Consider the following 21,416-nt stretch of genomic DNA (forward strand, 5'->3'; position numbering starts at 1 on the left):
GATGTCGTCCACCACCCCACTTCCTGCGATGCACGAAACTCCTCCTGAGCAGAAGTTTCCGTCGCTGCATGACTTCTTCCATCCCGGCGGCCTGCTGGCGAAGTCCTCGCTCGCCTTCGAGCATCGTCCCGGCCAGTACCTGATGGCGAAGACCATCGAGCAGTGCTTCGCCGATCGCCGCCACCTGATCGCCGAGGCCGGCACCGGCACTGGCAAGACGCTCGCCTACCTGTTGCCCGCGCTCCGCCGAGCCCGCGAGCAGAAGCAGCGCATCATCATCTCGACCGGCACGAAAAACCTTCAGGAACAGCTCTACTTCAAAGACATCCCCTTCCTCGAATCGCTGCTCGGCCCGCTGCGTGTCTGCTACATGAAGGGCCGCGCCAACTACCTGTGCAAGCAGAAGCTCTACGCGCTGCGCGACAACCCCATCCTCAGCGGGCTGGAAGAGATCGATCAGTTCCATCACATTCTCAAGTGGGAACGCACCACAGAAACCGGTGATCGCGCTGAGATCGACGCGCTGCCTGAGCACTCGCCGCTATGGCACAAGCTGGACGCGCGCAGCGAGGTCTGCCTCGGCCAGACGTGCCCCAACTGGGAGCCATGCTTTGTCACCGGCATGCGGCGCAAGGCGCTGGAGTCGGACATCGTCATCGTCAACCACCACCTCTTCTTCGCCGACCTCAGCATCAAGCAGCAGGCCGGCGGCGCGCCCGACGCGGGGATTCTTCCCGAAGCCGCCGCGGTCATCTTCGACGAGGCGCACGAGCTCGAAGATGTAGCCTCGCAGTACTTCGGCATCGCGCTGTCGAACGCTCGTTTCGACGAACTCGCACGCGATACCGAGTCCATGCTCAAAGCGAAAGGCGTGAGCACCAGCGCCATCGAAAGCGCAACCCTGACCATTCGTGAGCGTTCGAGGCTGTTCTTCGGTTCTTTGCCAGCGGGGCCGTCGCATCTGGGCCGACTGGAGTTTATCGATCGCGCTGATTTTCTGGAGTCACGTGGCGACGCCTATCTAGGCGCCTCGAACGCCCTGCAACGCCTCGAAGGCGAGCTGGAGCGCCTGCGCGAGGTCGAAGAGGCCGCAGGTCTGCGCAAGCGCGCCGCAGACATTCGCCACCACATGAAGTTCCTGCTGGAATCCGAAGATCCCAACACCGTCTTCTGGATCGAACGTCGTGCCACCTCTGGCCTGCGCAACGCCGCCCGCAACGCGCGTCTCGTCGAGCCTGCACAAGCCACTGCACCGCAGGCCTTCAGCACGCACCTCCAGGCCACACCCATCGACGTCTCCACGCTGCTCGCCGACACCCTCTTCATGCACTATCCGAGCGTCATTCTCACCTCGGCGACGCTCACCGTCGCCGGGCAGGACGGCGTGCCGAGCTTCGCGCATCTCAAAAAACGTCTAGGCATTCCCTTTCCCAAAGAGCTCGTCGTCCCCAGCCACTTCGACTACGCCAAACAGGCCCTGCTCTACCTTCCGCCCACCATGCCTGACCCGCGCCATCCGGACTTCATCGCGCAGGCCACCGAAAAAACCCGCCGGGTGCTGGAGATCACACGCGGCCGTGCCTTCTGCCTCTTCACCAGCTACGCGCAGATGCGCGAACTGCACGACCGCCTCCTCGCGCAACTGCCCTACCCGCTGCTGATGCAGGGCACCGCACCGCGCCACGTGCTCTTGCAGCAGTTCCGCGAGACGCCCAACGCCGTGCTCTTCGGGACGTCATCGTTCTGGCAGGGGGTGGATGTCCAGGGCGAGCAGTTGAGCTGCGTCATCATCGACAAGCTGCCCTTCGCCGTACCCACGGACCCCATCATGAAGGCCCGGACGGACGCCATCACCGCCGCCGGGGGGAACGCCTTCAACGACTTGCAGATCCCGCAGGCCGTCATCGCGCTCAAGCAGGGGTTTGGCCGCCTGATCCGTTCATTGTCCGATCGCGGCGTGTTGATGCTGCTCGATCCCCGCATCCGCACCACACGCTATGGCGCAACGTTCCTTGATTCACTGCCGGCCTATCGGCGTACAGACGACATCGGAGAAGTCGAAAGGTTTTTCGAGACTTCGTAGAAGACGTGCAAAGAATTTTCCATGGAGTGTGTCTTGTTTGTAGCGTGTGTTCATGGAGGGAGTTTCGTGAAGGGCACCGGTTTACCCGTGCCGTAGAGGCCGTGAGGCACGATCTCGATATCTCGATGGACACGAGTGTCCACGGGCTGCAATAGTGGGCAGATGGCTCACAAACTTGCTCTGGTTCTCGGTGCTGGTGGCGCTGCCGGAAATGCATGGCTGATCGGTATCATCGCAGGCCTGGCCGAAGCTGGTCTCGATATGACGGAGGCCGCCGATTTGGTGATCGGCACCTCGTCCGGCGCAACCGCGGCGGCGCATGTGCGCAGCGGTATGCCGCCGGCTGAACTGCTGGCTTCGATTCTGTCTGCGCCGGTTCAACCGGTCGGACAGAACCGGCCGCCCCCGCCGGGCCTTCCGATGGCCACGGTGTTTGAGCGGATGAGGGCCATCAGTGCCGCCGCCACCTCGGCAGCCGAATTACAACGTGCGATGGGTGCGTTCGGGCTGGAAAGTGATGCCGCACTCGGACCTGCGGCGTCGGAACAGCGGCGCGCCATGGTTGCTGCCAGGTTGCCTCGTCATGAATGGCCGCAGAAGCCGATGATCGTGGCGGTCATCAACGCGCATACCGGCGAGCTGGCTGCGCTCGATCGCGATTCTGGCGTCGACCTCGTGGACGCCGTGACCGCAGGCACCGCGCTGCCTGGTCTGGTACCCACGCACGACATCAACGGCACGCGCTATATCAACGGTGGCGTGCGCTCCGCCGAAAATGCCGACCTCGCCGCTGGCTATGCGAACGTCGTGGTGCTCTCGCCGTTCGGCGGATGGAGCCAGACACCACTGCCGGCAGACCAGTTCGAAGGTCTGCGCAAATTCCCGGATGCGGACCTGGCAAGCCAGGCCGAGGCCCTGTGCAAGCAGGGCAGCCGCGTCGAGGTGGTCATACCGGACGCCGATTCCCGAGCCGCAATGGGCACGAACCAGATGGATCTGGCGACCCGCATCCCCGCCGCCCGTGCCGGTTTCGCCCAAGGCAAGCAGGAAGCGACCCGCCTGACGTTCCTCTGACGATTGCGTACCGACGCCCAGCGCTACACCGTCATCTGTGAAGAGCCGGTAAACCCGTGCCCTTAACGAGACACTCTCCATGTAAATCCGTGGTTTAGCGAAACCCCACTACGCCTATAACGTAGATCGGACTGCCTACGGCTAAACTGTATTCGGAGCACCATGGGACGCAATCTCTACATTCTCGCTGCCACGGTCGGCATTCTCGCACTGGTATGCGGCATTCTCTCGTTCACCAACATCGCGCAGCAGCCCGGCTCACCCGGCGACGTCCGCCTCTGGCGCACCATGGGGCTCGGATTGCTGGTCGTCGCGCTGGTGGTAGCCCTTGGAGGCATTCTGTCCTCGCTCCTCGAGCAGGCCGAGCGCCGCTCCGCAGAACAGCGCCAGCAGAAGCGCCGCCGCCCTTAGACGGGTAGAAGACCGGTAGAATGGTTATTGGCGCCAAAATGCGCCCCGATCGGAGTTCCACCCTCAATGTTTGAAGTCACGGTACAGGCCGGGTTTTCCTCGGGCCACTACCTCCGCAACTACCACGGCAAGTGCGAAAACCCGCACGGCCACAACTATCGCGTGCTCGTCACGCTCGTCGGCGCAGAGCTCGATGAGGCCGGCCTGTTGCTCGACTTCAAGCTCTTGAAGCAGGTTCTGCGCCCGACCGTCGAATATCTCGACCACCAGATGATCAACGATCTCGAACCCTTTAACGCGCTGAATCCGTCGGCCGAAAACCTGGCGCGCTACTTCTTCGAGAAGACCGCAAACCAGCTCCACGAGATGACCCAGGGCCGCGTGCGTGTGAAGGATTGCACCCTCTACGAGACCGACACCAGCTTCGCGCGATACTACGAGTAGTCCCATGAAGCTGCACTTAATCGAACTCTACAAATCGGTTCAGGGTGAAAGCTCCTTCGCGGGCGTTCCCTGCATCTTCGTGCGGCTCGCCGGCTGCAATCTGCGCTGCGCGTGGTGCGACTCCGAGTACACCTTCACCGGCGGCAAGCCCTTCACCGCCGACGAGATCGTCGCCCAGATCGAAGCCCTCCAACCCTGCCCGCTGATCGAATTCACTGGCGGAGAACCCATGCTGCAGCATAAAGAGCTGTTGCCGCTGATGCAGCGCCTGCTCGAACAGGGCTACACCTTGATGATGGAGACCAGCGGCGAGCGCCCTCTGGCCGATGTGCCGAAGGCCGTGCACAAGATCGTCGACGTGAAGTGTCCCGGCGCCGGTTCGGCGGCCAATTCGTTCCACCAGCCCAACCTCGACGCGCTCACATCGCGCGACGAGGTAAAGTTCGTCCTGAGCGACCGCACGGACTATGAGTTTGCGCGCGACTTCATCCGCGCACACGCGCTGGAGAAAAAGTGCGGCGGCATCCTGCTCTCGCCGGCCTTCAACAAGGCTCCGAGCGATCTGCGCACCACCGACAACGCCACACTCGACCCCCGCCTCGTCGTCGATTGGATGCTGGAGGACGGCCTCCCCGCGCGACTGAGCCTGCAGATCCACAAGTACATCTGGGAGCCGCGCAAGAAGGGCGTTTAGAGGTCGCTACGCCGCGACCTTATCGTCTTCGACTTCCTCGTCCTCTTCGTCGTCTTCGGCAACAGCATCGTCTTCTTCATCCTCATCTTCGTCGTCGACGTCCTCATCTTCCTCTTCGTCTTCCTCGTCGTCGATGTCTTCCGCCACTTCGTACTCGTCTTCCTCTTCTTCATCCCCTTCGTCTTCCGCATCATCGTGCTCGTACTGCGCCTCGATATCGTCGCTGGAAGCGTAGGCAGTCGCGTTCGATCCGGCAAAGCGCGGATCGTCTTCGAAGGAAGCGGTTGCGTCGTTCCCGATCAGGGGGAGGAGGGTGGTAGCTGTGCCGGTAGCAAAATCGATGTGTGCCATGCGTTTCTCCTTTGCGGCGGAACTCATCTTCTGTCGCCAGGGAACGCTCCGTCCCTGACAGGAGGGCGTGGTCTGACGGCAGGGAGGCTCCCACCTTTCGCCATTAGACATCGCGAATCACACAACGGTGAGCTTCGTCCGGTCACATTTGACGAGCTATTAACGCAGGGTTGAGCCGATCACTCCGCAAAGGGCGCAAGCTGTTGTTCGCTCGGCGGTTCTGTCGCCAGACTCACAGCAAACAGGCAGATGAGCGAAACCAACAGGGCGGGCAAAATCGCGTCGCGCGCACCGATTGCCGGAGGCAGATGCGGCGTCAGCGAGTCCCACGCGACGGTAACCACCGTTCCCGCCGCAATGCTGGCCACCGCGCCCTTCGCCGTCGCCCGCTTCCAGAAGAATGCCGCCAGGATGACGGGAGTCAGCGCAGCCGAGTAGATCGTATAGGCATAGAGCGACTTCTTCAGGACGGAAGTCGTCCCCAGCGACTGATACAAGGCCCACAGGCCCAGCGCAACGACCATCAGCCGTGACACCAGCAGCACCTGTTTGTTCGAGGCATCGCGTCTGATATAGCGCACGAATACATCGTTCACGAGATTAGTCGCTGGCGAAAAGAGATAGTTGTTCGCTGTCGAAACCACCTTGGCGAAGATCGCGCCGACCAGCAGTGCTCCGAGTATCGCCAGAGCTTTCGAGCCGCCAAATCCATGCACGGCCGTATAGGCAAGAATCTCGCGTGGCCGGTCATGCACTTCGCCAGTGCGATAGAGCACGGAGCCCACCACCGCGATCGCGACGATAATCGTCTCCAGAATCACGGTGCCGACAATCCATCCGCCTACAGCTCGGGTCGCGTCCTTCTCGCTCTTGGCGGAAAAGAACTTTTGATACATCGACTGGTTGCCGAGCATCAACAGGCACGTCGGCAGGAACAGCTCCAGTGCATTGAAGCGTGAAAGACCGCCGAATACCTGGAAGTGTGTTGCCGGCAGTGCCGCGCGCACGCTGCTCCATCCGCCTGCCTGGTGTACCAGCACCGGCAGTGCGGCAATCATCGTAAACGTCGCGAGCAACCCAATCACGACATCCATATAAGCGACCGAGCCCATGCCCGCGATCGCTGTAAACACGATCACAAAGCCCGCCAGAATGTACTGGCCCTGAACGGCTGTTATCGAAGGAAAGATGAGATGAACGATATCTCCGCCGCCAATGAACTGGTAGCTCGTAATCGCGGTGTAGGTAAACAGTATGGCGATCACACCGAGTACACGCGCGGTCTGGTTATAGCGCGACTCCAGCAGGTCGGGGATGGTGAACTGCGCAAACTTCCGCGCGCGCGGCGCGATGAAGTAGATCAACAGCAATCCGGCCCAACCCCCGCCGCCCTGCCACAGTGCGGTAAAGCCGTGTTTGTAGGCATTCTCCGCGCCGCCGAGCAGCGAGCCCGAGCCGATCCAACTGGAGAGCAGCGTAAATACCAGCACAAACGCGGGCAGCGAACGCCCCGCGACGAGGTAGTCGGCCTTGGTTTTTACCTTGCCCAGCCGTGCCAGCGAGACGCTGAGCAGTGTCACCACAATAATGCCGAGAACAATCGCGTAAAGATTCATAGACGTGCGCCAATTCTAGCGGAGCCGCACCCCCTTTCGCTCTTGCCGTTGCTCTTGCCCTCTGGCTTGTCATTGCTTTTGCTTTTCTGGTTGTCATTCCGAGCGTAGCGAGCGAACCTGCTTCCTCCCGTTTTTCGCCCACTCTCTAGAGGACGTACGTGCCGAAACCGGAAAGGTATGGTTTGTGTTGTTGCCGGGGATATCAGGGTTTGCCGGGAGTTCCTTGGCCGCCTTTATCTTCATTTTGTCATCGTGTGCCTTCGTGCAGGTTGCCCCGCGACCATTTCCCACTCTCGCGCGTATCTTTAAACATCTGCTCGCGAAGTACCTCTTCAGGAGTCCCACGAATGCCCTTGTTCCGCCTCATCCCGCTGGCTGCCCTCTGCGCCGGCGCAGCCGTAGCCACAGCACAAAGCCCCATCACGCTCGCCGTCGACCTCACCGACGCTCCGCGCAAGATCCTCCATGCCGCCGAAACAATTCCTGTGCAGCCCGGCCCGATGACTCTGGTCTATCCCAAATGGATCCCCGGCGAACACGCTCCCGATGGCCCCATCGACAATCAGGCCGGCTTCGTCATTACGGCTAACGGCCAGCCTGTGAAGTGGGAGCGCGACAAGGTCGACATGTACGCGTATCACATCACCGTTCCGGCAGGAGCCACGAAGCTCGACATCAAGATGGACTTCCTGGCCACCGCAGCTGCGTCAGGCTTCTCCGCCGGAGCCAGCACCAGCGCCAACCTCGCGCTGTTGAGCTGGAACGAGCTCCTCGTCTATCCCGATGGCACCAAGGTTGCGGACGTAATGGTGACGCCGGAGATCAAAATTCCCGGCGACTGGAAGTTCGGCACCGCGCTGGACCCTACTTCGGACCCAAAGGGTTCTAACGTCACCTTCAAGGCGGTCTCTCTCGAACAGCTCGTCGATTCCCCCGTGCTCGCAGGCCGCTGGTTCCGCGAGATTCCCCTGGCTCCCGAGGTCAGCCCCAAACACTTCCTCGACCTCGCCGGCGACGGCCCTGAGGACATCGACCTCTCTCAAGAGCACATCGATAATTTCTCCAAGCTCATCCGCGAGACTGGCGCACTCTACAAATCGCGCCACTACGACAGCTACCACTTCCTCGTCACACTCAGCGATCAGGTTGCGCACTTCGGCCTGGAGCACCACCAGTCCTCCGACGACCGTGTCAATGAAAAGACCTTCGTCGACGACGGCCAGTTCATCGCCAACGGGTTACTGCTGCCACACGAGTTCACGCACTCCTGGAACGGCAAGTATCGCCGTCCCGCAGGCCTCGCCACAGACAACTATCAGGAGCCGATGAAGGGCGATCTGCTCTGGGTTTATGAGGGCCTCACCGAGTACCTCGGCGACATCCTCGCCGCGCGCTGCGGCATCTGGGAGCCGTCGGTCTACCGCGACCGCCTCGCCACCATTGCGGGCTATCTCAACGACGCGCGCCCCGGCCGCACCTGGCGCGATCTGCAGGACACCGCAACCATGGCGCAGGTGCTCTACTACGCCGGTGGTCCCTACGATAACTACCGCCGCGATACCGACTACTACGACGAAGGCGAACTTCTCTGGCTCGAAGTCGATCTCACCATCCGCGAAAAGACCGGCGGCAAGAAGAGCATCAACGACTTCACTGCCGCCTTCCACGGTCTCGGCGGCAACACCGGCCCAAAGGTCGTGCCGTACACCTTTGAAGACGTAGTCGCGGGGCTGAACTCCGTTGTGCCGAACGACTGGGCCGCCTTCCTGCACCAGCGCCTGGACTCGAACGAGTTCCACGCCCCCGAAGTCTCCGGCATCTCCGCGTTGAGTGGTTACAAGCTCACCTACACGGACAAGGAGAACTACTGGGAGCAGTTGACGGAGTCGGAGAACGGCAGCGTGCAGGCCGAGTTCTCGCTCGGCCTACTGATCGGCGGCGATGGCCGGGTCAACGATGTGATTGTCGGAGGCCTTGCCGACAAAGCCGGCTTCGGTCCAGGCATGCGTATCCTCGCGGTCAACGGCCGAGGCTACACATCCACGCTGCTGCACGCTGCCATCAAGGAGGCCAAAGGCAAAGGCCCTGCGATCGAGTTCATCGTCGAGAACACGGGCTACTACAAGGTCATCCGCCTCGACTATCACGACGGCGAAAAGTACCCCCAACTGGAGCGCGTCAACGGCACCCCGGCACGCCTCGACGACATCCTGCAACCGATGACAAAGTAACGCACAATCCGGGTGCCCCATCTTCGACGCGCGCTCTTTGCGCGTCTAAGGTGGGCATCGGGCGAAGCCCGACCGCCCCTGCTTAATGCGAGCCTCAGCTATGATGTCACAGAGAAACTATGAACCGTAGTGCTCCGCAGCGTCGTACCCGGCTCAAGACGAGTCGAAGGAAACGCCGGCTGATTAGGCGAGTTCGGGAAGTGCTGCGTCTCCAGGCAAAATCCCGACCGCTTCTTAAAAGCGACGCCGCCCCTACCCTGAAAAGAGCCATCGAGGAAGTTGCCCGAGTAGAACTGAACGCCGGGCTCCGTCGTGAACACATGCATCGTCCTGCCTGAGCCCGGATCGGTGACCTCCGCCACCAGATGCAGAGGGCCGTCGGAGCTCACCAGCACCCAGTTATGGTCATATCCCCCTGCCCGCTGTAGCTGTTGGTCGTCGTTGTCCCACTCCAGGCCAATCTCTTTCGCGGAGCGGAAGTCGTGTGGTGTACCTGCGACGGCGCGAAGCTCTCCGGTGGTGATCAACGTGTCATCGACGGGCGTAAAGCTCTCGGCATTCAGCTTCAAGAGGTGATGTGACAGATCGCCGATCTCCCCGGTCAGGTTCCAGTACGCATGGTTCGTCAGGCTGACGACGGTCGACCGGTCGGTGGTGGCTTTGTAGTCCAGGCGCAGGCTGTTATCCGTCAGCGTATAGCGCACAGTCACATGCAGCGTTCCAGGAAAGCCCATCTCGCCATCGGGCGAGACATACGACAGCTCTACCCCGTTGGGAATCTCTTGCGCGGCCCACACCTTCTGGTCGAAGCCGATAGGGCCGCCGTGCAACGCGTTGGGGCCATTGTTGAGCGGGATCTGATAGGTAACTCCGTCCAGCGTGAAGCCACCCTTCGCAATGCGGTTGCCGACGCGTCCGATGGTAGCGCCAAGATAGCCCTTCCCGGTGAGATAGGGCGCCAACTCATCGGCGCCAAGCGTGATCTCGCTCAAGGTGCCATTGCGGTCGTGCGTCTGCACGGAGGTGAGCCGCGCGCCGTACGTGGTGATGCTGGCTTCTACGTGATCGTTGCGAAGTGTGAAGAGATGAACAGCTTCTCCCTGGGGCGTCGTACCCCAGTCGAGGGATTGAATCTGCGTGATGGAAGACATGCTTGAGTGACCCGCCTTAGACCCGTAAGTGTCTTTGCTTTTCTTTTTGTCATCCCCGTAGGGGATCTGCTTCTGTTTTTGTCGTTGCTGTTGTTTGTTTTTCGCCGTCATCCTGAAGCGTAGCTGAAGGACCCCCGCATTGGTGTCACCCCAAACGCAAAGCGAAACGCAACCAATGCTTGTGGTGCGCTTTGCGTCTGTGCCACCACAAATGCGGGGCTCCTTCGCCTATGGCTCAGGATGACGACGAAAAACATTACTCGTGACGATGCATCTTCCATCCAAGATACTTGCTCGCAGCCTCATACACAGGACCGGCAACCGACGCAAAGTTAGCCGCGACATGATGCTCAAACCCGTTCTCGCAGATATACCGCAGCAACTTCTGCATATTGGGGATCTCGACGACGCCTGCCCCGCCGAAGGTCTGCAGCGGATCGTCGGTAAATCGGCCCTGCCCGACATAGCCCGTGATCTGCCCGTTGAAGTCGTCGGTAGAGAACCGCGCGAAGCTCATGTCTCCGGCCTTCACTGTACCGTCGAGCGTCCCATGCGTGTTCTCCTTGCCCACGGTGCCCGCGATGATGAGCTGGTAGTCCATCTTCACGCCCTCGCGGAAGAAGTGCTTGGGCAGGTTCGAGCAGTGGAAGCAGACGGCCTTGTCTGGGTTGTCGCCGTAGTTGTTATTCCAGTCCAGCAGCGCCGAGGGTGTCTCGCTGGCCAGCGTCAGCGCATACATCGAGAGCGTGCCGAGAATATCGACCTCGCAGGCCGAAGGAATAAGCTGCTCGCTCATCATCGACATCACGGTACACGGCACAATGCCGAGATACTCCTCGATTGAGGTCCAACATTGCACGGCGCTGACGGTAAGCTCAGAGGCCGCCATCCATCCGTCGATCACCGCACCGAGCTTGGCCATCTTCATCAGCGCGGCTTCGGGTGTATCGCCGATGGGGATGTACTTCTTGATGGCTGTGAGCTTCGCCTGCACGGCATCGTCGTTGTCCTTCGTCTTTTCGATCCGGCCCATCACCTCGCTCAGATCCAAGGTCTCAACGGTGATGCCGGACTTCTCCAGCAGCTTCTCCGAGTAGCGCACCGTATTGAAAGCCGTAGGCCGCGCCCCAATCGCGCCGAAGCGCACATTCTTCAGCCCGCGCACGATGCGGCAGACCGCCGCGAACCACTGCAGGTCGTTCTTGAACTCGGTCGAGTCCGGCGCTTCGGTATGCAGCGTGGTCAGCGAGTAGGGAATGCCATACTGCTTCAGGTTGTTGCAGATCGACATCTTGCCGCAGAAACTGTCGCGGCGAAACGCAATCCCCATCTTGCCGGTCGAGTCCGGCGTTGCTTGGATCAGCACCGGCACCTGCAGGTTGGCGAGGCGCAAGGCATCAGCCAGGCCGCGCTCTTCGCCGAAGTTCGGCAGGGTAATGATGATGCCGTCGATCTCGTCGGCATGCTTCTTGAAAAGTGCCGCGCACTTCTTGGCGTCCTCATAGGTCTCGACAGCGCCATGCGCGGTCTCTTCCGGCGTCAGCACGATTGCCTTGATCCCCGCCGCTTCCAGCGCCGCAATCATCTCCAGCCGCCCACTCGTCGCCAGGTGCCCCGGGAAGAACCCACGGTTGCCCACCACTACCCCTATCGTCATCTTCCTGCCCATCGTGTCTTCTCCCCCAAAGATTGCATTGTTGTTGCCCGCACCGTAGTACGGTTATCAGTTCTCAGGTGTCAGTTGTCAGGTAAATAAACTGAGAACTGACACCTGAGAACTGACAACTCATACCACTTCCTTGTCGTGGCGCTAAACTTTGTTGCTACCACCCGCCCGCGGCCGAAACCGAATCGTGTAAAACCCGCCAAACACCGTCAACAACAACCCCCACCAAAACGTCGGATGAAGATTGTTGAGCACGGTATGTGCCTCATGATGTCCAAACCACTCCCACGCGCCGTACGGCAGCAGCACGATGCCATACACCAGCGTCAGCGCGCCTACAAAGAACCAGATGGAAAGGGCCTCGCCGCGTCCTGTTCCCGTCGCCATAAAAGTACCTCCTCGCGCCTGCAGCGCGGTCCCGCGTTTAGAAGAAAATAATGTTCAGAGCAAAGAAGACGATGATCACGATAACGGCCCAGAAGATTGGCTTCTGCCAGATCGAGGTTGCTCCGTCATCGGGAATGGGCGTTGCACCATAGACCAGACCGGCGAGCTGTGCCTCCGGGGTAGGCTTGGTCATATAGCTGACGACGACCGTGACAGCAACGCAGATCAGCCAGCTCCACAGCGCGCGATACAGGTTCTCCGCCATGGGTCTCGCGTCGGAAGAGAGTGCGACGCGGCTAAGCGCCAGGGCCTTATGTATCTCCGTGCCAAAGCTCGTATAGACCCACATGCCGATCGAGCTTGCCGTACCCGCCAGCAGCCCCCAGAAGCCGCCCGCCTTGGTGGCGCGCTTCCACAGCATTCCCAGAACGACTGTGCCGAAGAGCGGCGCGATAAAGAAGCTGAACAGCGCCTGCACGTAATCCATGATCGAAGCCGCGTTGGCGACGAGATACGCCGTCGCAATGGAGATCAGCATGCCGACGACGGTCGACCAGCGGCCCATGGCAACGTAGTGCTTGTCGCTCGCCTTCTTGTTGATGAACGCGCCATAGAGGTCGTAGGTCCACACCGTGGAGAACGCGCTGACGTTGCCGGCCATGCCGCTCATAAATCCAGCGACCAGCGCTGTGATGCCCAGGCCGAGCAGGCCAGGCCCGCAGTAGCGAATCAGCATCAGCGGCAGCACTTCGTTATAGCTATAGGGGTTGGCTGCCGATACCTGGTTCTCACCGACCAGGTGGAAGAGCGGCACACCGTGGTTGTTGAGGCCCAGCGCAATCAGGCCCGGCACGATCACGATGAGCGGTACTGCCATCTTGAAGGCTGCGCCGATCACTGGAGCCATCTTGGCGGCACGCAGGTTGTTGGCGCTCAACACCCGCTGAACTACGAGGAAATCAGTGGTCCAGTAGCCGAACGACACCACAAAGCCCAGCCCGAAGACGATGCCCGTCCAATGCACTCCCATGGGGTTGTCGCGGAAGTGGCCCAGCGTCGTCCACAGGTGCGTGTAGTCGTTAGAGCCGATGTTGTGCGCGATGTTCGCTTTGAGGTTGTTCCAGCCACCGGCCTCCACCAGTCCGAGGATAGGAATCAGCGCCGCACCGGCCCAGATCAGTACGAACTGCAGCACCTCGTTGATGATCGCCGACTTCAGCCCGCCAAGCATCACGTAGATCGCTACCGTAATCGCGCCTACCCAAATGGAGAAGCTGATGTTCCAGCCCAGCACTACCTTCATCACCAGGGCCATGGCGTACATATTCACGCCGCTCATGAGAATCGTCATCAGGCCGAAGCTCACCGCGCTCAGCCCGCGAGCGCCCTCGCCGAAGCGCAACTGCAGGTAGCCCGGCACCGAGTGCGTCTTCGAGATGTAATAGAACGGCATCATCACGATGCCCAGGAACAGCATCGCCGGGATCGCGCCGATCCAGTACCAGTGCGTCGCCAGCATGCCGTACTGGTAAGCCGCGCCCGCCCATCCCATCAACTCCAGCGAACCGAGGTTGGCTGAAACGAAGCTCAGCCCGGCGATCCACGCTGTCATCTCACGGCCGGCAAGGAAGAACTCCTCGCTGGTGTTGGTCGAGCCCTTCACATAAAAGCCGATGAAGAGCACGATCGCGAAGTACAGCACGAGGATGAGGATGTCGACCGGGGCGAGTTGGGTGAGTTGGCCTGTCAGGAATGCGAGTGCGGCGAGAGCAGTCATTTCGAGGGGCGACCTTCCAATAGAAAACGTTTTCTAGTTCTTATGCGTCGCAAAATAATAGGGATACGCCTGCGATACTGTCAATTCGGTCGACAACGGACCGAATATGCTTCCGGAAAACACAAAGATGTCTAACGACCGCCATCTTACTGCAAGGCGTGCTTGCCTCATAATGTCACCGCATACAACGCTGCCAGATGCAGGCGATAGCTCGCCATCGCCCTCCGATACGCATCACGCCGCTCCTCTATTGGAATCGCGGCGTTGCTTTCTTCAGATCGGACGCAGCGATCGGCGATCTCCGTAAAGCTTTGCGGATGGCCAGTGAAATGGCCAAAGGCATAGATCGCCTGCATCGCTGCTCCCAGGCATCCAGCCTCGGCTTCGGCGGGCACTCGTATGGAAGCGCCGGTAGCGTCGGCCAGCAGTTGCCGCCACGCGGCGGATCTCGCACCGCCGCCGATCACCAGAATCACGTCCGCCTGCTTGCCGCCAAGAATGAGTTCCAGCCCATTCAAAATTCCAAAACTAACCCCCTCGACAGCTGCGCGGATGAGGTTTGCTGTCGTGAAGTTGTTGGCTGTGAGCCCTACCAGCGAACCCTGCGCCTGCGGAAGATCGGGCGTACGCTCGCCGTTCAGAAACGGCAGAAAGCACAGCCCGTCGCTGCCGGGCTGTGTCGCTTCCAGCGCGGGCTCGATGTCTGACACGGTCTTGCCCAATGTCGTCAGCGTCTGTGTAACAACATTCGTCGCGTTCATCGTGCAGACCAGCGGGAGCCAGCCTCCGGAGGAGGAGCAGAACGGGGCGACATTGCCAGTGGGATCGAGGACAGGCTCTTCGGTAAAGGAGTACACGGTCGATGACGTGCCCAGGCTGAGCGTAACGACGCCCTCGCGGACGTTGCCCGTGCCGATCGCCCCCATCATGTTGTCGCCGCCGCCGGTCGAAACGACGCACGCGAGCGGCAACCCCAGCTCTGCGGCGACCTCTTTACGAACCGTTCCAATCACCTGCTCGGAGCGGAGAAGTTCGGGCAACGCACGCGCGAGTTGCCTACTGCCGCCATCGATCTCGTCCAATACCTCTTTCGCCCACTGGCGTGTGCGGACGTCGAAGAAAGCTGTGCCCGAAGCATCGCCATACTCCGCATAGATCTTGCCGGTCAGCCAGAAGTTCAGATACTCGTGCGGCAGCAGGATATGGCGGATGCGAGAGAAGTTCTCTGGCTCGTGCTCCTTTATCCAAAGCAGCTTCGAGACCGTATAGCCTGTGCGCGGCACAATGCCAAAGCGTTTGAAGCAAGCCTCGTCCCCACCAAGCCGAGCAATCAGCGCGGCATTCTCGGGTGCGGTCTCGGTATCGTTCCAGAGCTTCGCCGGTCGTATGACCTGGAACTCCGCATCCAGCACCACCAGTCCATGCTGCTGGCCGGAGACTCCGATAGCCAAAACATCTGCGGCTGGAGTTCCGCTAAGAGCCTGCTTTACAGAGTCGCGCAGCGCGTCGACCCACCACTGCGGGTACTGCTCGCGCGCGCCATTCGCACGCTCGACGAGCGCGTGCGCCGCATACCCGCGGCCGAGCGGCGTACCGTTCTCGTCCACCAGAAGCGCTTTGGTCCCCTGCGTGCCGCAATCAATCCCGAGATACATCGATCACCCTTGCCTGGCGAGTTGCGGCTACTCTTCTATATTTCGCATCTCGAAATTATGAGAACACCATAACCCTTGTCAAGACGGAGGCCCCGCAAAGATGCTTTTGTCTTTGCCGTTGCTGTTGCTTTTCTGGTTGTCATTCCGAGCGCAGCGAGGAACCTGCTGTCTCCCGTTTTTCGCCTATACCCGCTCCCAGGCCCGCAGAAGCGACCCCCAGTCCCAAATGGAGCATACAAATCATGGACCGCCACAAATCCAAGCCCCCAAAGGGCATCGCTTGGCCCAGAGCCCTAAACCTACTTCTTCCGTCCAGCCACTTTTTTAGGGACCCGTTTTCGCGCCCGCGTAGGATGCGTGGACCGATGGTAGCTCGCATGCCGTTGCAGCAACATCGCGGATGCGCCGCTGAGCCGCGCCAGATACCCATCACCAGCAATGGCCAGACGCGGTGCGGGTTTCACCAGCATCGCATCCTCCAGCTCTTTCTCCACGGTCGGCCCAAACTTCTTCCAGCAGGAGGTAATCTCGCCGGTAATGAGGATGAGTTCCGGCGAAAGAGCCGCGGTAATCAGCCGCAGACCCTGCCCCAGCGCCTTAGCCTGACGGAAGACGGCCTTTTCGGCTGCGGCATCGCCCTCTTCCGCCATGCGCAGCAGTTCCTGAATATTGCTGGCCGGTGCCTTAGGCGCCAGCTCCTGGTAGATGCGAAGCGCCGCACGCGAGGAGGCAAAGGTCTCCCAGCACCCACGCTGGCCGCAGCCGCAGAGCGGGCCGGTGGCGTCGATGGGAATGTGACCGAACTCTCCGGCCAGCCCATTGAACCCCGACTGGAGCTGCCCTCCTGCAAGGATGGCAGTGCCAACGCCCTCCGAGATCGCCACGAGCACGGCGTTCTTTACTCCTTCGAGCCGTCCATTCCAGAGCTCCGAAGTAAGACAGGCATTGGCATCGTTGTCGATCTCCACCTGCAGCCCAAGATCCGCCTCAAGCGCTCCCTTGAGGTCGAAGTTATGCCATTTGAGGTTGGGAGCCATCAGGATCCGTTGCGTGACCGGATGAACCCGCCCCGGCACGCTCACGCCGACGCCTTCGAACGACTTGTCGGAATGCTGTTTGCGCAGCTGCCGCATCCGCTCCACAATCCGTGCGATGGCGGCCTTCGGGTCCGACAGCAGCACAACCGTCTCATGCGCCAGAAACCGTCCGCTGAGATCGATAATGGCCACGATCGCCCGGTCAGGACGAAGGTCCAGCGCCAGCGTCACCAGGTCGGAGTTGACCGATAGCATCGTCGAGGGACGGCCGCGGGCACCTTGCACCACCGCGCCCTCCTTGACCCACTTCTCTTCAATCAGCTCCTCGACAATCGCGGAGATGGTGCTCGGCTGCAGCCCGGAGAGGCGCGAGAGATCGACACGTGAGACCGGCTGACGAAAGCGGATGAACTCCAGAACGATGTCGCGGTTGATGTCGCGGGCAATCTCGCTCGAGGCCGATTGTGCGGAGGAGAGATCGATATTCCGCACGCCGTGAGATCTTCCGGCCACGTATTGTCCAGCGGCTGATTCGGCAATGCGTTTTTTATTCATGGTCGTCAATCATACGATACGCAAAAAAATGTCTGCCGTGCGCAGATCTCTATCGTCATTTGTGCCGGTATTCGTCTTTCGTCTTCGAGGATGAACCACCAGATTTCATGATTTTCTACAAAATATCGGCTGATAAACTCAATGTGAACCACCTCGCCGCGCTCTATCGGCAACCGAGCTGCATCATAGTCTGTAGTTTTCATTAGCCGGAATGCCGATACCCGATCCCTCCAAGCCGACCGCCCCCCGGGCATCCGAGAATGCCCTCACGGCAGCGGGCGAAGCCGCCTTTTTACCGCAGGATGCAACACAGACTCCGTTTCCCCCGGAGGCGACTCCCCCCGAATCGCATACCAATACGGCACTTTCCAACAGCGCACCGGGGCTCCTGCGCCGTCTCCTGCGCCTCATCGGGGTCGACCGCGCCATTGCCTTCACCGTGCTGGCACGCGGTTGGTCGTCGCTGGCCGGCATTGGTACCCTGGCCCTGATTGCCCGCTTTCTCTCGCCTGCCGATCAGGGTTTTTATTACGCCTTCTACTCGCTCGTCCAGATGCAGATCATCTTCGAGCTGGGCTTCTCGGTCGTCATTCTGCAGGCGGCCTCCCATGAGGCTGCGCACCTTACCATCGCGCCCGATGGAACAATCGCAGGCCCGGAACAGAACCATGCACGCCTCGCCTCGGTGCTCCAGAAGGCCTTTCGCTGGTACACCATCGCCGCCATCCTGATGGCCGTGACGCTGATGCCGGTCGGCATCGCTTTCTTTCGCCACATCGCGAACAAGTCCAACGCTGGCGGAGTTCACTTCGTGCTCCCCTGGTTATTGGTGGTCTTCGCTTCGAGCTGCACCTTTCAGATAGACCCCATCTTCTCCTTCCTGGAAGGTTGTGGCTATATTCCCGAGGTCTACCGCACGCGGCTTCGTCAATCTATTTTCAGTACGGTCCTCGGCTGGAGCGCCTTTCTGCTGCATCACGGCCTCTACGCGCCAGGGCTCTTCATCCTGGGCCAGGCGATTGCAGGCGGATGGTTCATCTTCACCAAGCGTCACCTGTTGCTCCCCTTGCTGCGCCATAGTACGCGGAACTTCCGCATCGACTGGGGCAAGGAGATCTGGCCGTTCCAGTGGCGGATCGCTGTTTCATGGCTCGCTGGATATCTGACCAGCTCGCTCTTCGTCCCGGTGCTGATGAACGCTCGCGGGCCGGTCGAAGCCGGACGCCTGGGCATGAGCCTCACCGTATGCGCCACCCTGAGCACCATGGCCGTCTCCTGGATGAACACCAAAGCTTCTCCCTTCGGGCAGATGATCGCGCGCAAGGAGTACCGCAAGCTCGACAGCGTCTTTACTCGAGCGCTGGTGCAATCGAGTGGGGCCGCCATACTGGCATGCATCGCCGTCTGGGCCGTGGTGGAGTGGCTGCTGGTGCATCAGGTGAGATTGCATAACGTTCTTCTGGCCAGTCGTCTGCTAGCGCCAGTCCCGCTGGCCATGCTCTTCTTCGGTACCGTCGGCAACGTGGTGGTCACTGCCGAGGCCCTCTACATTCGCGCACACAAACAGGAGAAGTTCATGGTGAACTCCATATTGGGAGCGCTGTACTCGATCCCGGTCGCTCTGGTGATCGGCACAATGCAGTCTCCGCACGGCGGCGCCTGGGGCATTGCCGCGTCCTATGCCGTGGGCACCGCGACGATCGGCCTCGGATACGGGACGTATACCTTCTTCAAGTGGCGGAGGATCTGGCATGCCGCCTGAGACGCCGCTATCTACAGAGCGCCCTCTGCTCACAATCGCCATCCCCACGTTTAATCGTGCGGTGCATCTGGCCGAGTTGCTGGCTGTACTCGAACCACAACTCGCCGCCTATCCGCAGGTCGAGCTGCTGGTATCGGACAACGCCTCCGAAGACACCACACCTCAAATTCTCGCAGCCGCTCAGGAGCGCTTTGCGGCCCAGGGTATACCGTTGGTGATCCATCGCCATGCGGTCAACGTCGGTGCCGATGCCAACTTCGTCTCCTGCTATCACCGCGCACGCGGACGCTTCTTCTGGCTATGCGGCGACGACGATCTCATCGTTCCTGGCGGTCTCGCGCAGGTCATGCCGCACCTGCAGGACGCCACCGGCAAGCCGGCCGAGGTCGACCTCCTCTACGCCACCAGCTACGGCTTTCGAGAGGACTACCAGTGCGAGCGGCAAACCGACCCCTTCGGCCGCCGATTCCATACCATCCGCAGTGCGAAGACCTTCAGCATGGTCGTGAACATCATGTTCACCTTCATCAGCGGCATCATCGTAAACAAAGAACGCCTTGAGTCGTTGCCCCATGAAGACCCCACAGCGCTTCTCGGCACCAACCTCGTTCAATTAGCGTGGTCCCTACCTCTGCTGCTGCAGCATCGACGCTCTATCGTTCTATGGGAGCGTCCGGTCGCTGCTCGCCAGGGCAACGCGAATGGCTACTCGCTAGGCCGGGTCTTCGGCGAACATCTTGCCGGCAACCTTGCAAGGCTTCTCCCAGGCCGCCCCGACCTCTCCGCTCCCATCCTCAACTTCATGTTGCGGCGCTGGTTCCCTTCGATACTGCTCGACGTGCGCAGCGCCGGCAACGAGACGCTACAGCTTGGAGAAGCGCACAGTGCTCTGCGCCAGACCTTTGGGAACAATCCCCGCTACTGGCTCTTCACCTATCCAGCTCTTGCGTGGCCTCTCCCGCTAGCACGCCTCTACACCCGTGGAACAGCCGCACTGAGCAAGTTGATCTATATGGCGCATCTGCCAGGGTTCTGGCGCAAGCAGACGTAAGAGAGCACAACTCGTAGTCGTGCACAATGAAACATGGCCTCAGTGGAAGTCACGAAACCTGCGCGTAGCTGGACCCGATTGGATGGCGTCGATCTTCTTCGCGGCCTCGCTATCTTTTTTGTGTTGATGAACCACGTCAACATGCGGCTGATCGGGGCAGAAGTTCCCTACACGCACGGTATGCCGGCGCAACTTGAGTATTCGCTGGTCTGGAATGGTCAATTCGGCGTACAGATCTTCTTTGCCGTCTCAGGATTCCTCATCACCTCGACAACGTTGCGGCGCTGGGGTTCGATCTCCCAGGTGAACATTCGCGAGTTCTACCAGTTGCGGTTCGCGCGTATCGCACCTCTGCTCCTGCTTCTTCTAGCAATCCTGAGCGGTCTCCATCTCGCGCACGTTGAGGGCTTTGTTGTCTCGCAGAAAACAGGAGGGCTGGGGCGTGCTCTGCTGGCCGCTCTCACCTTCCACATCAACCTGCTTGAGGCTCGAAGAGACTACCTGCCGGCAGGCTGGGACATCCTGTGGTCGCTCTCCGTAGAGGAGATGTTCTACCTGTTCTTTCCGCTCGCCTGCCGGCTCTTCCGGCGGAGCAGATTCCTTCTCATTCCGCTGCTTATGTTCGTCGTCCTTGGCCCCTTTGCACGGTCGCGCGCGTTCAATCACAATCCCGTCTGGAGGGAGTACTCCTATCTCGGAGGCATGGATGCCATCGCCCTGGGCTGCCTCACGGCGCTCTTCGTAGCCAGGCGATCTCTCTCCCGCGCCATGCTATGGACGGTCGGCAGCCTGGGTACGGCGCTCCTTGTCTTCAGCCTGGGATTTTCGATCCGCGCTTACATTTGGGGCCTTGGCCGTAACGGATTGAACATGACGATCCTCGCCGTGGGTGCCTGTATGGTCATCGCGGTAGTCGCGCAGACACAATGGCAAGCTCCACGCGTCCTCAAGCCGCTTCTCAAAATAGGGCAGCGCAGCTACGAGATCTACCTGACTCACATATTTATCGTCCTGGGCCTCTTCGACCTCTTCATCGCCGCCAACAAACCGATGAGGGCAGTTCCGGTGCTCTTTATCCTCGTCATCCTTCTGGCAGGTGTGTTGGGCGAACTTGTGGCGCGAGGCTACTCAGAGCCGAGCAATCGCTGGCTTCGCAAACGCTGGGGAGATGGACCGAAGCGTCTCGGCTCTGTCATTGAATCCGGCGAATCGAGCCACCGGTAATCGCGTATGCTACAATGAAATTGCACTGAAAACATCAGCGCAGGGCGCCGCGGGCAGATGACTCCAAATGGATTCGAGTCTGGCCAGAGACCGCGACCGTCAATACACCCCCTCCCATCGCTGTACTTAATGCGTTGGTTGCTCTGGCTAGAAGGTTGGTCCATCGGGACTTTCCTCGCCGTGCAGCAGCAGTGCTTCGAACCCCCTCCGAGACTTCGGGAATGGGAATGAAAAACAGGCAATGCTG

At 60.4% G+C, this 21,416-nt stretch carries 17 protein-coding genes; 9 read left to right on the forward strand and 8 right to left on the reverse strand.

The features are described from left to right. The first annotated feature begins 1 nt into the window (after position 1). The 5 genes from GSQ91_RS02990 to GSQ91_RS03010 all read left to right on the forward strand — a co-directional run bounded on the left by GSQ91_RS02990 (position 2) and on the right by GSQ91_RS03010 (position 4,706). Positions 2–2,083, forward strand: coding sequence for an ATP-dependent DNA helicase (locus tag GSQ91_RS02990; RefSeq protein ID WP_158819775.1), 2,082 nt, complete (start codon positions 2–4; stop codon positions 2,081–2,083). A 162-nt stretch (positions 2,084–2,245) separates the two neighbouring features. Beyond that, the gene (locus tag GSQ91_RS02995; protein WP_158819776.1) at positions 2,246–3,157 is read left to right on the forward strand and encodes a patatin-like phospholipase family protein; all 912 of its coding nucleotides are present in this window, start codon (positions 2,246–2,248) and stop codon (positions 3,155–3,157) included. 162 nt (positions 3,158–3,319) lie between these two features. Then, a complete protein-coding gene (locus GSQ91_RS03000; protein WP_158819777.1) occupies positions 3,320–3,568 on the forward strand; it encodes a hypothetical protein in 249 nt (82 codons plus the stop codon). Between the two features lie 66 nt (positions 3,569–3,634). Beyond that, positions 3,635–4,012: a 6-carboxytetrahydropterin synthase QueD gene (gene queD / locus GSQ91_RS03005; protein ID WP_158819778.1), complete on the forward strand. Its 378-nt coding sequence runs from the start codon at positions 3,635–3,637 to the stop codon at positions 4,010–4,012. Between the two features lie 10 nt (positions 4,013–4,022). Beyond that, positions 4,023–4,706 carry a radical SAM protein gene (locus tag GSQ91_RS03010; protein WP_158820081.1) on the forward strand — a complete coding sequence of 228 codons (684 nt, stop codon included), beginning with the start codon at positions 4,023–4,025 and terminating at the stop codon, positions 4,704–4,706. A 6-nt stretch (positions 4,707–4,712) separates the two neighbouring features. Here GSQ91_RS03010 and GSQ91_RS03015 read toward each other — a convergent pair whose 3' ends face one another. Both GSQ91_RS03015 and GSQ91_RS03020 read right to left on the reverse strand, forming a co-directional pair. Then, positions 4,713–5,057, reverse strand: a complete 345-nt coding sequence (locus tag GSQ91_RS03015) for a hypothetical protein (protein ID WP_158819779.1) — start codon at positions 5,055–5,057, stop codon at positions 4,713–4,715. Between the two features lie 179 nt (positions 5,058–5,236). Then, positions 5,237–6,673 carry a sodium:solute symporter gene (locus GSQ91_RS03020; protein ID WP_158819780.1) on the reverse strand — a complete coding sequence of 479 codons (1,437 nt, stop codon included), beginning with the start codon at positions 6,671–6,673 and terminating at the stop codon, positions 5,237–5,239. Positions 6,674–7,020: 347 nt separating this feature from the next. Between GSQ91_RS03020 and GSQ91_RS03025 the strand changes: the two genes are divergently transcribed. After that, positions 7,021–8,904 carry a M61 family metallopeptidase gene (locus GSQ91_RS03025; protein ID WP_158819781.1) on the forward strand — a complete coding sequence of 628 codons (1,884 nt, stop codon included), beginning with the start codon at positions 7,021–7,023 and terminating at the stop codon, positions 8,902–8,904. A gap of 98 nt (positions 8,905–9,002) precedes the next feature. Here GSQ91_RS03025 and GSQ91_RS03030 read toward each other — a convergent pair whose 3' ends face one another. From GSQ91_RS03030 to GSQ91_RS03055, 6 genes are all read right to left on the reverse strand, one after another. Continuing rightward, on the reverse strand, positions 9,003–10,055 hold the full coding sequence (locus GSQ91_RS03030) for an aldose epimerase family protein (RefSeq protein ID WP_158819782.1): 1,053 nt from the start codon (positions 10,053–10,055) through the stop codon (positions 9,003–9,005). Positions 10,056–10,311: 256 nt separating this feature from the next. Beyond that, positions 10,312–11,724: an L-fucose/L-arabinose isomerase family protein gene (locus tag GSQ91_RS03035; RefSeq protein ID WP_158819783.1), complete on the reverse strand. Its 1,413-nt coding sequence runs from the start codon at positions 11,722–11,724 to the stop codon at positions 10,312–10,314. A 141-nt stretch (positions 11,725–11,865) separates the two neighbouring features. Beyond that, entirely contained in the window at positions 11,866–12,108 is a 243-nt protein-coding gene (locus GSQ91_RS03040; protein ID WP_158819784.1) for a hypothetical protein, read from the reverse strand. Between the two features lie 37 nt (positions 12,109–12,145). Further along, complete coding sequence (locus GSQ91_RS03045; RefSeq protein WP_158819785.1) at positions 12,146–13,885, reverse strand: sodium:solute symporter family protein; 1,740 nt, start codon at positions 13,883–13,885, stop codon at positions 12,146–12,148. A gap of 167 nt (positions 13,886–14,052) precedes the next feature. Beyond that, positions 14,053–15,540, reverse strand: coding sequence for a xylulokinase (gene xylB, locus GSQ91_RS03050; RefSeq protein WP_158819786.1), 1,488 nt, complete (start codon positions 15,538–15,540; stop codon positions 14,053–14,055). A gap of 299 nt (positions 15,541–15,839) precedes the next feature. Then, a complete protein-coding gene (locus tag GSQ91_RS03055) occupies positions 15,840–17,132 on the reverse strand; it encodes an ROK family protein (protein ID WP_158819787.1) in 1,293 nt (430 codons plus the stop codon). Positions 17,133–17,343: 211 nt separating this feature from the next. On the opposite strand from GSQ91_RS03055, the gene GSQ91_RS03060 reads away from it, so the two are divergent. From GSQ91_RS03060 to GSQ91_RS03070, 3 genes are read left to right on the forward strand one after another with little or no spacing between them, the layout of a single operon-like run. Next, complete coding sequence (locus tag GSQ91_RS03060; protein WP_216845042.1) at positions 17,344–18,894, forward strand: lipopolysaccharide biosynthesis protein; 1,551 nt, start codon at positions 17,344–17,346, stop codon at positions 18,892–18,894. Then, positions 18,884–19,945, forward strand: a complete 1,062-nt coding sequence (locus GSQ91_RS03065) for a glycosyltransferase (protein WP_158819788.1) — start codon at positions 18,884–18,886, stop codon at positions 19,943–19,945. The genes GSQ91_RS03060 and GSQ91_RS03065 overlap by 11 nt, the downstream gene beginning before the upstream one ends. Positions 19,946–19,978: 33 nt before the next feature. Then, positions 19,979–21,169: an acyltransferase gene (locus tag GSQ91_RS03070; protein ID WP_158819789.1), complete on the forward strand. Its 1,191-nt coding sequence runs from the start codon at positions 19,979–19,981 to the stop codon at positions 21,167–21,169. Positions 21,170–21,416: the final 247 nt, after the last annotated feature.

It is taken from the genome of Granulicella sp. S156, assembly GCF_009766105.1.
Classification (GTDB): Bacteria; Acidobacteriota; Terriglobia; order Terriglobales; family Acidobacteriaceae; genus Granulicella.

Coding starts and splice junctions, on each gene's coding strand:
- GSQ91_RS02990 (WP_158819775.1), top strand. CDS start 2: ATGTCGTCCACCACCCCACTTCCTGCGATGCACGAAACTCCTCCTGAG.
- GSQ91_RS02995 (WP_158819776.1), top strand. CDS start 2,246: ATGGCTCACAAACTTGCTCTGGTTCTCGGTGCTGGTGGCGCTGCCGGA.
- GSQ91_RS03000 (WP_158819777.1), top strand. CDS start 3,320: ATGGGACGCAATCTCTACATTCTCGCTGCCACGGTCGGCATTCTCGCA.
- queD (WP_158819778.1), top strand. CDS start 3,635: ATGTTTGAAGTCACGGTACAGGCCGGGTTTTCCTCGGGCCACTACCTC.
- GSQ91_RS03015 (WP_158819779.1), bottom strand. CDS start 5,057: ATGGCACACATCGATTTTGCTACCGGCACAGCTACCACCCTCCTCCCC.
- GSQ91_RS03020 (WP_158819780.1), bottom strand. CDS start 6,673: ATGAATCTTTACGCGATTGTTCTCGGCATTATTGTGGTGACACTGCTC.
- GSQ91_RS03025 (WP_158819781.1), top strand. CDS start 7,021: ATGCCCTTGTTCCGCCTCATCCCGCTGGCTGCCCTCTGCGCCGGCGCA.
- GSQ91_RS03030 (WP_158819782.1), bottom strand. CDS start 10,055: ATGTCTTCCATCACGCAGATTCAATCCCTCGACTGGGGTACGACGCCC.
- GSQ91_RS03035 (WP_158819783.1), bottom strand. CDS start 11,724: ATGGGCAGGAAGATGACGATAGGGGTAGTGGTGGGCAACCGTGGGTTC.
- GSQ91_RS03040 (WP_158819784.1), bottom strand. CDS start 12,108: ATGGCGACGGGAACAGGACGCGGCGAGGCCCTTTCCATCTGGTTCTTT.
- GSQ91_RS03045 (WP_158819785.1), bottom strand. CDS start 13,885: ATGACTGCTCTCGCCGCACTCGCATTCCTGACAGGCCAACTCACCCAA.
- xylB (WP_158819786.1), bottom strand. CDS start 15,540: ATGTATCTCGGGATTGATTGCGGCACGCAGGGGACCAAAGCGCTTCTG.
- GSQ91_RS03055 (WP_158819787.1), bottom strand. CDS start 17,132: ATGAATAAAAAACGCATTGCCGAATCAGCCGCTGGACAATACGTGGCC.
- GSQ91_RS03060 (WP_216845042.1), top strand. CDS start 17,344: ATGCCGATACCCGATCCCTCCAAGCCGACCGCCCCCCGGGCATCCGAG.
- GSQ91_RS03065 (WP_158819788.1), top strand. CDS start 18,884: ATGCCGCCTGAGACGCCGCTATCTACAGAGCGCCCTCTGCTCACAATC.
- GSQ91_RS03070 (WP_158819789.1), top strand. CDS start 19,979: ATGGCCTCAGTGGAAGTCACGAAACCTGCGCGTAGCTGGACCCGATTG.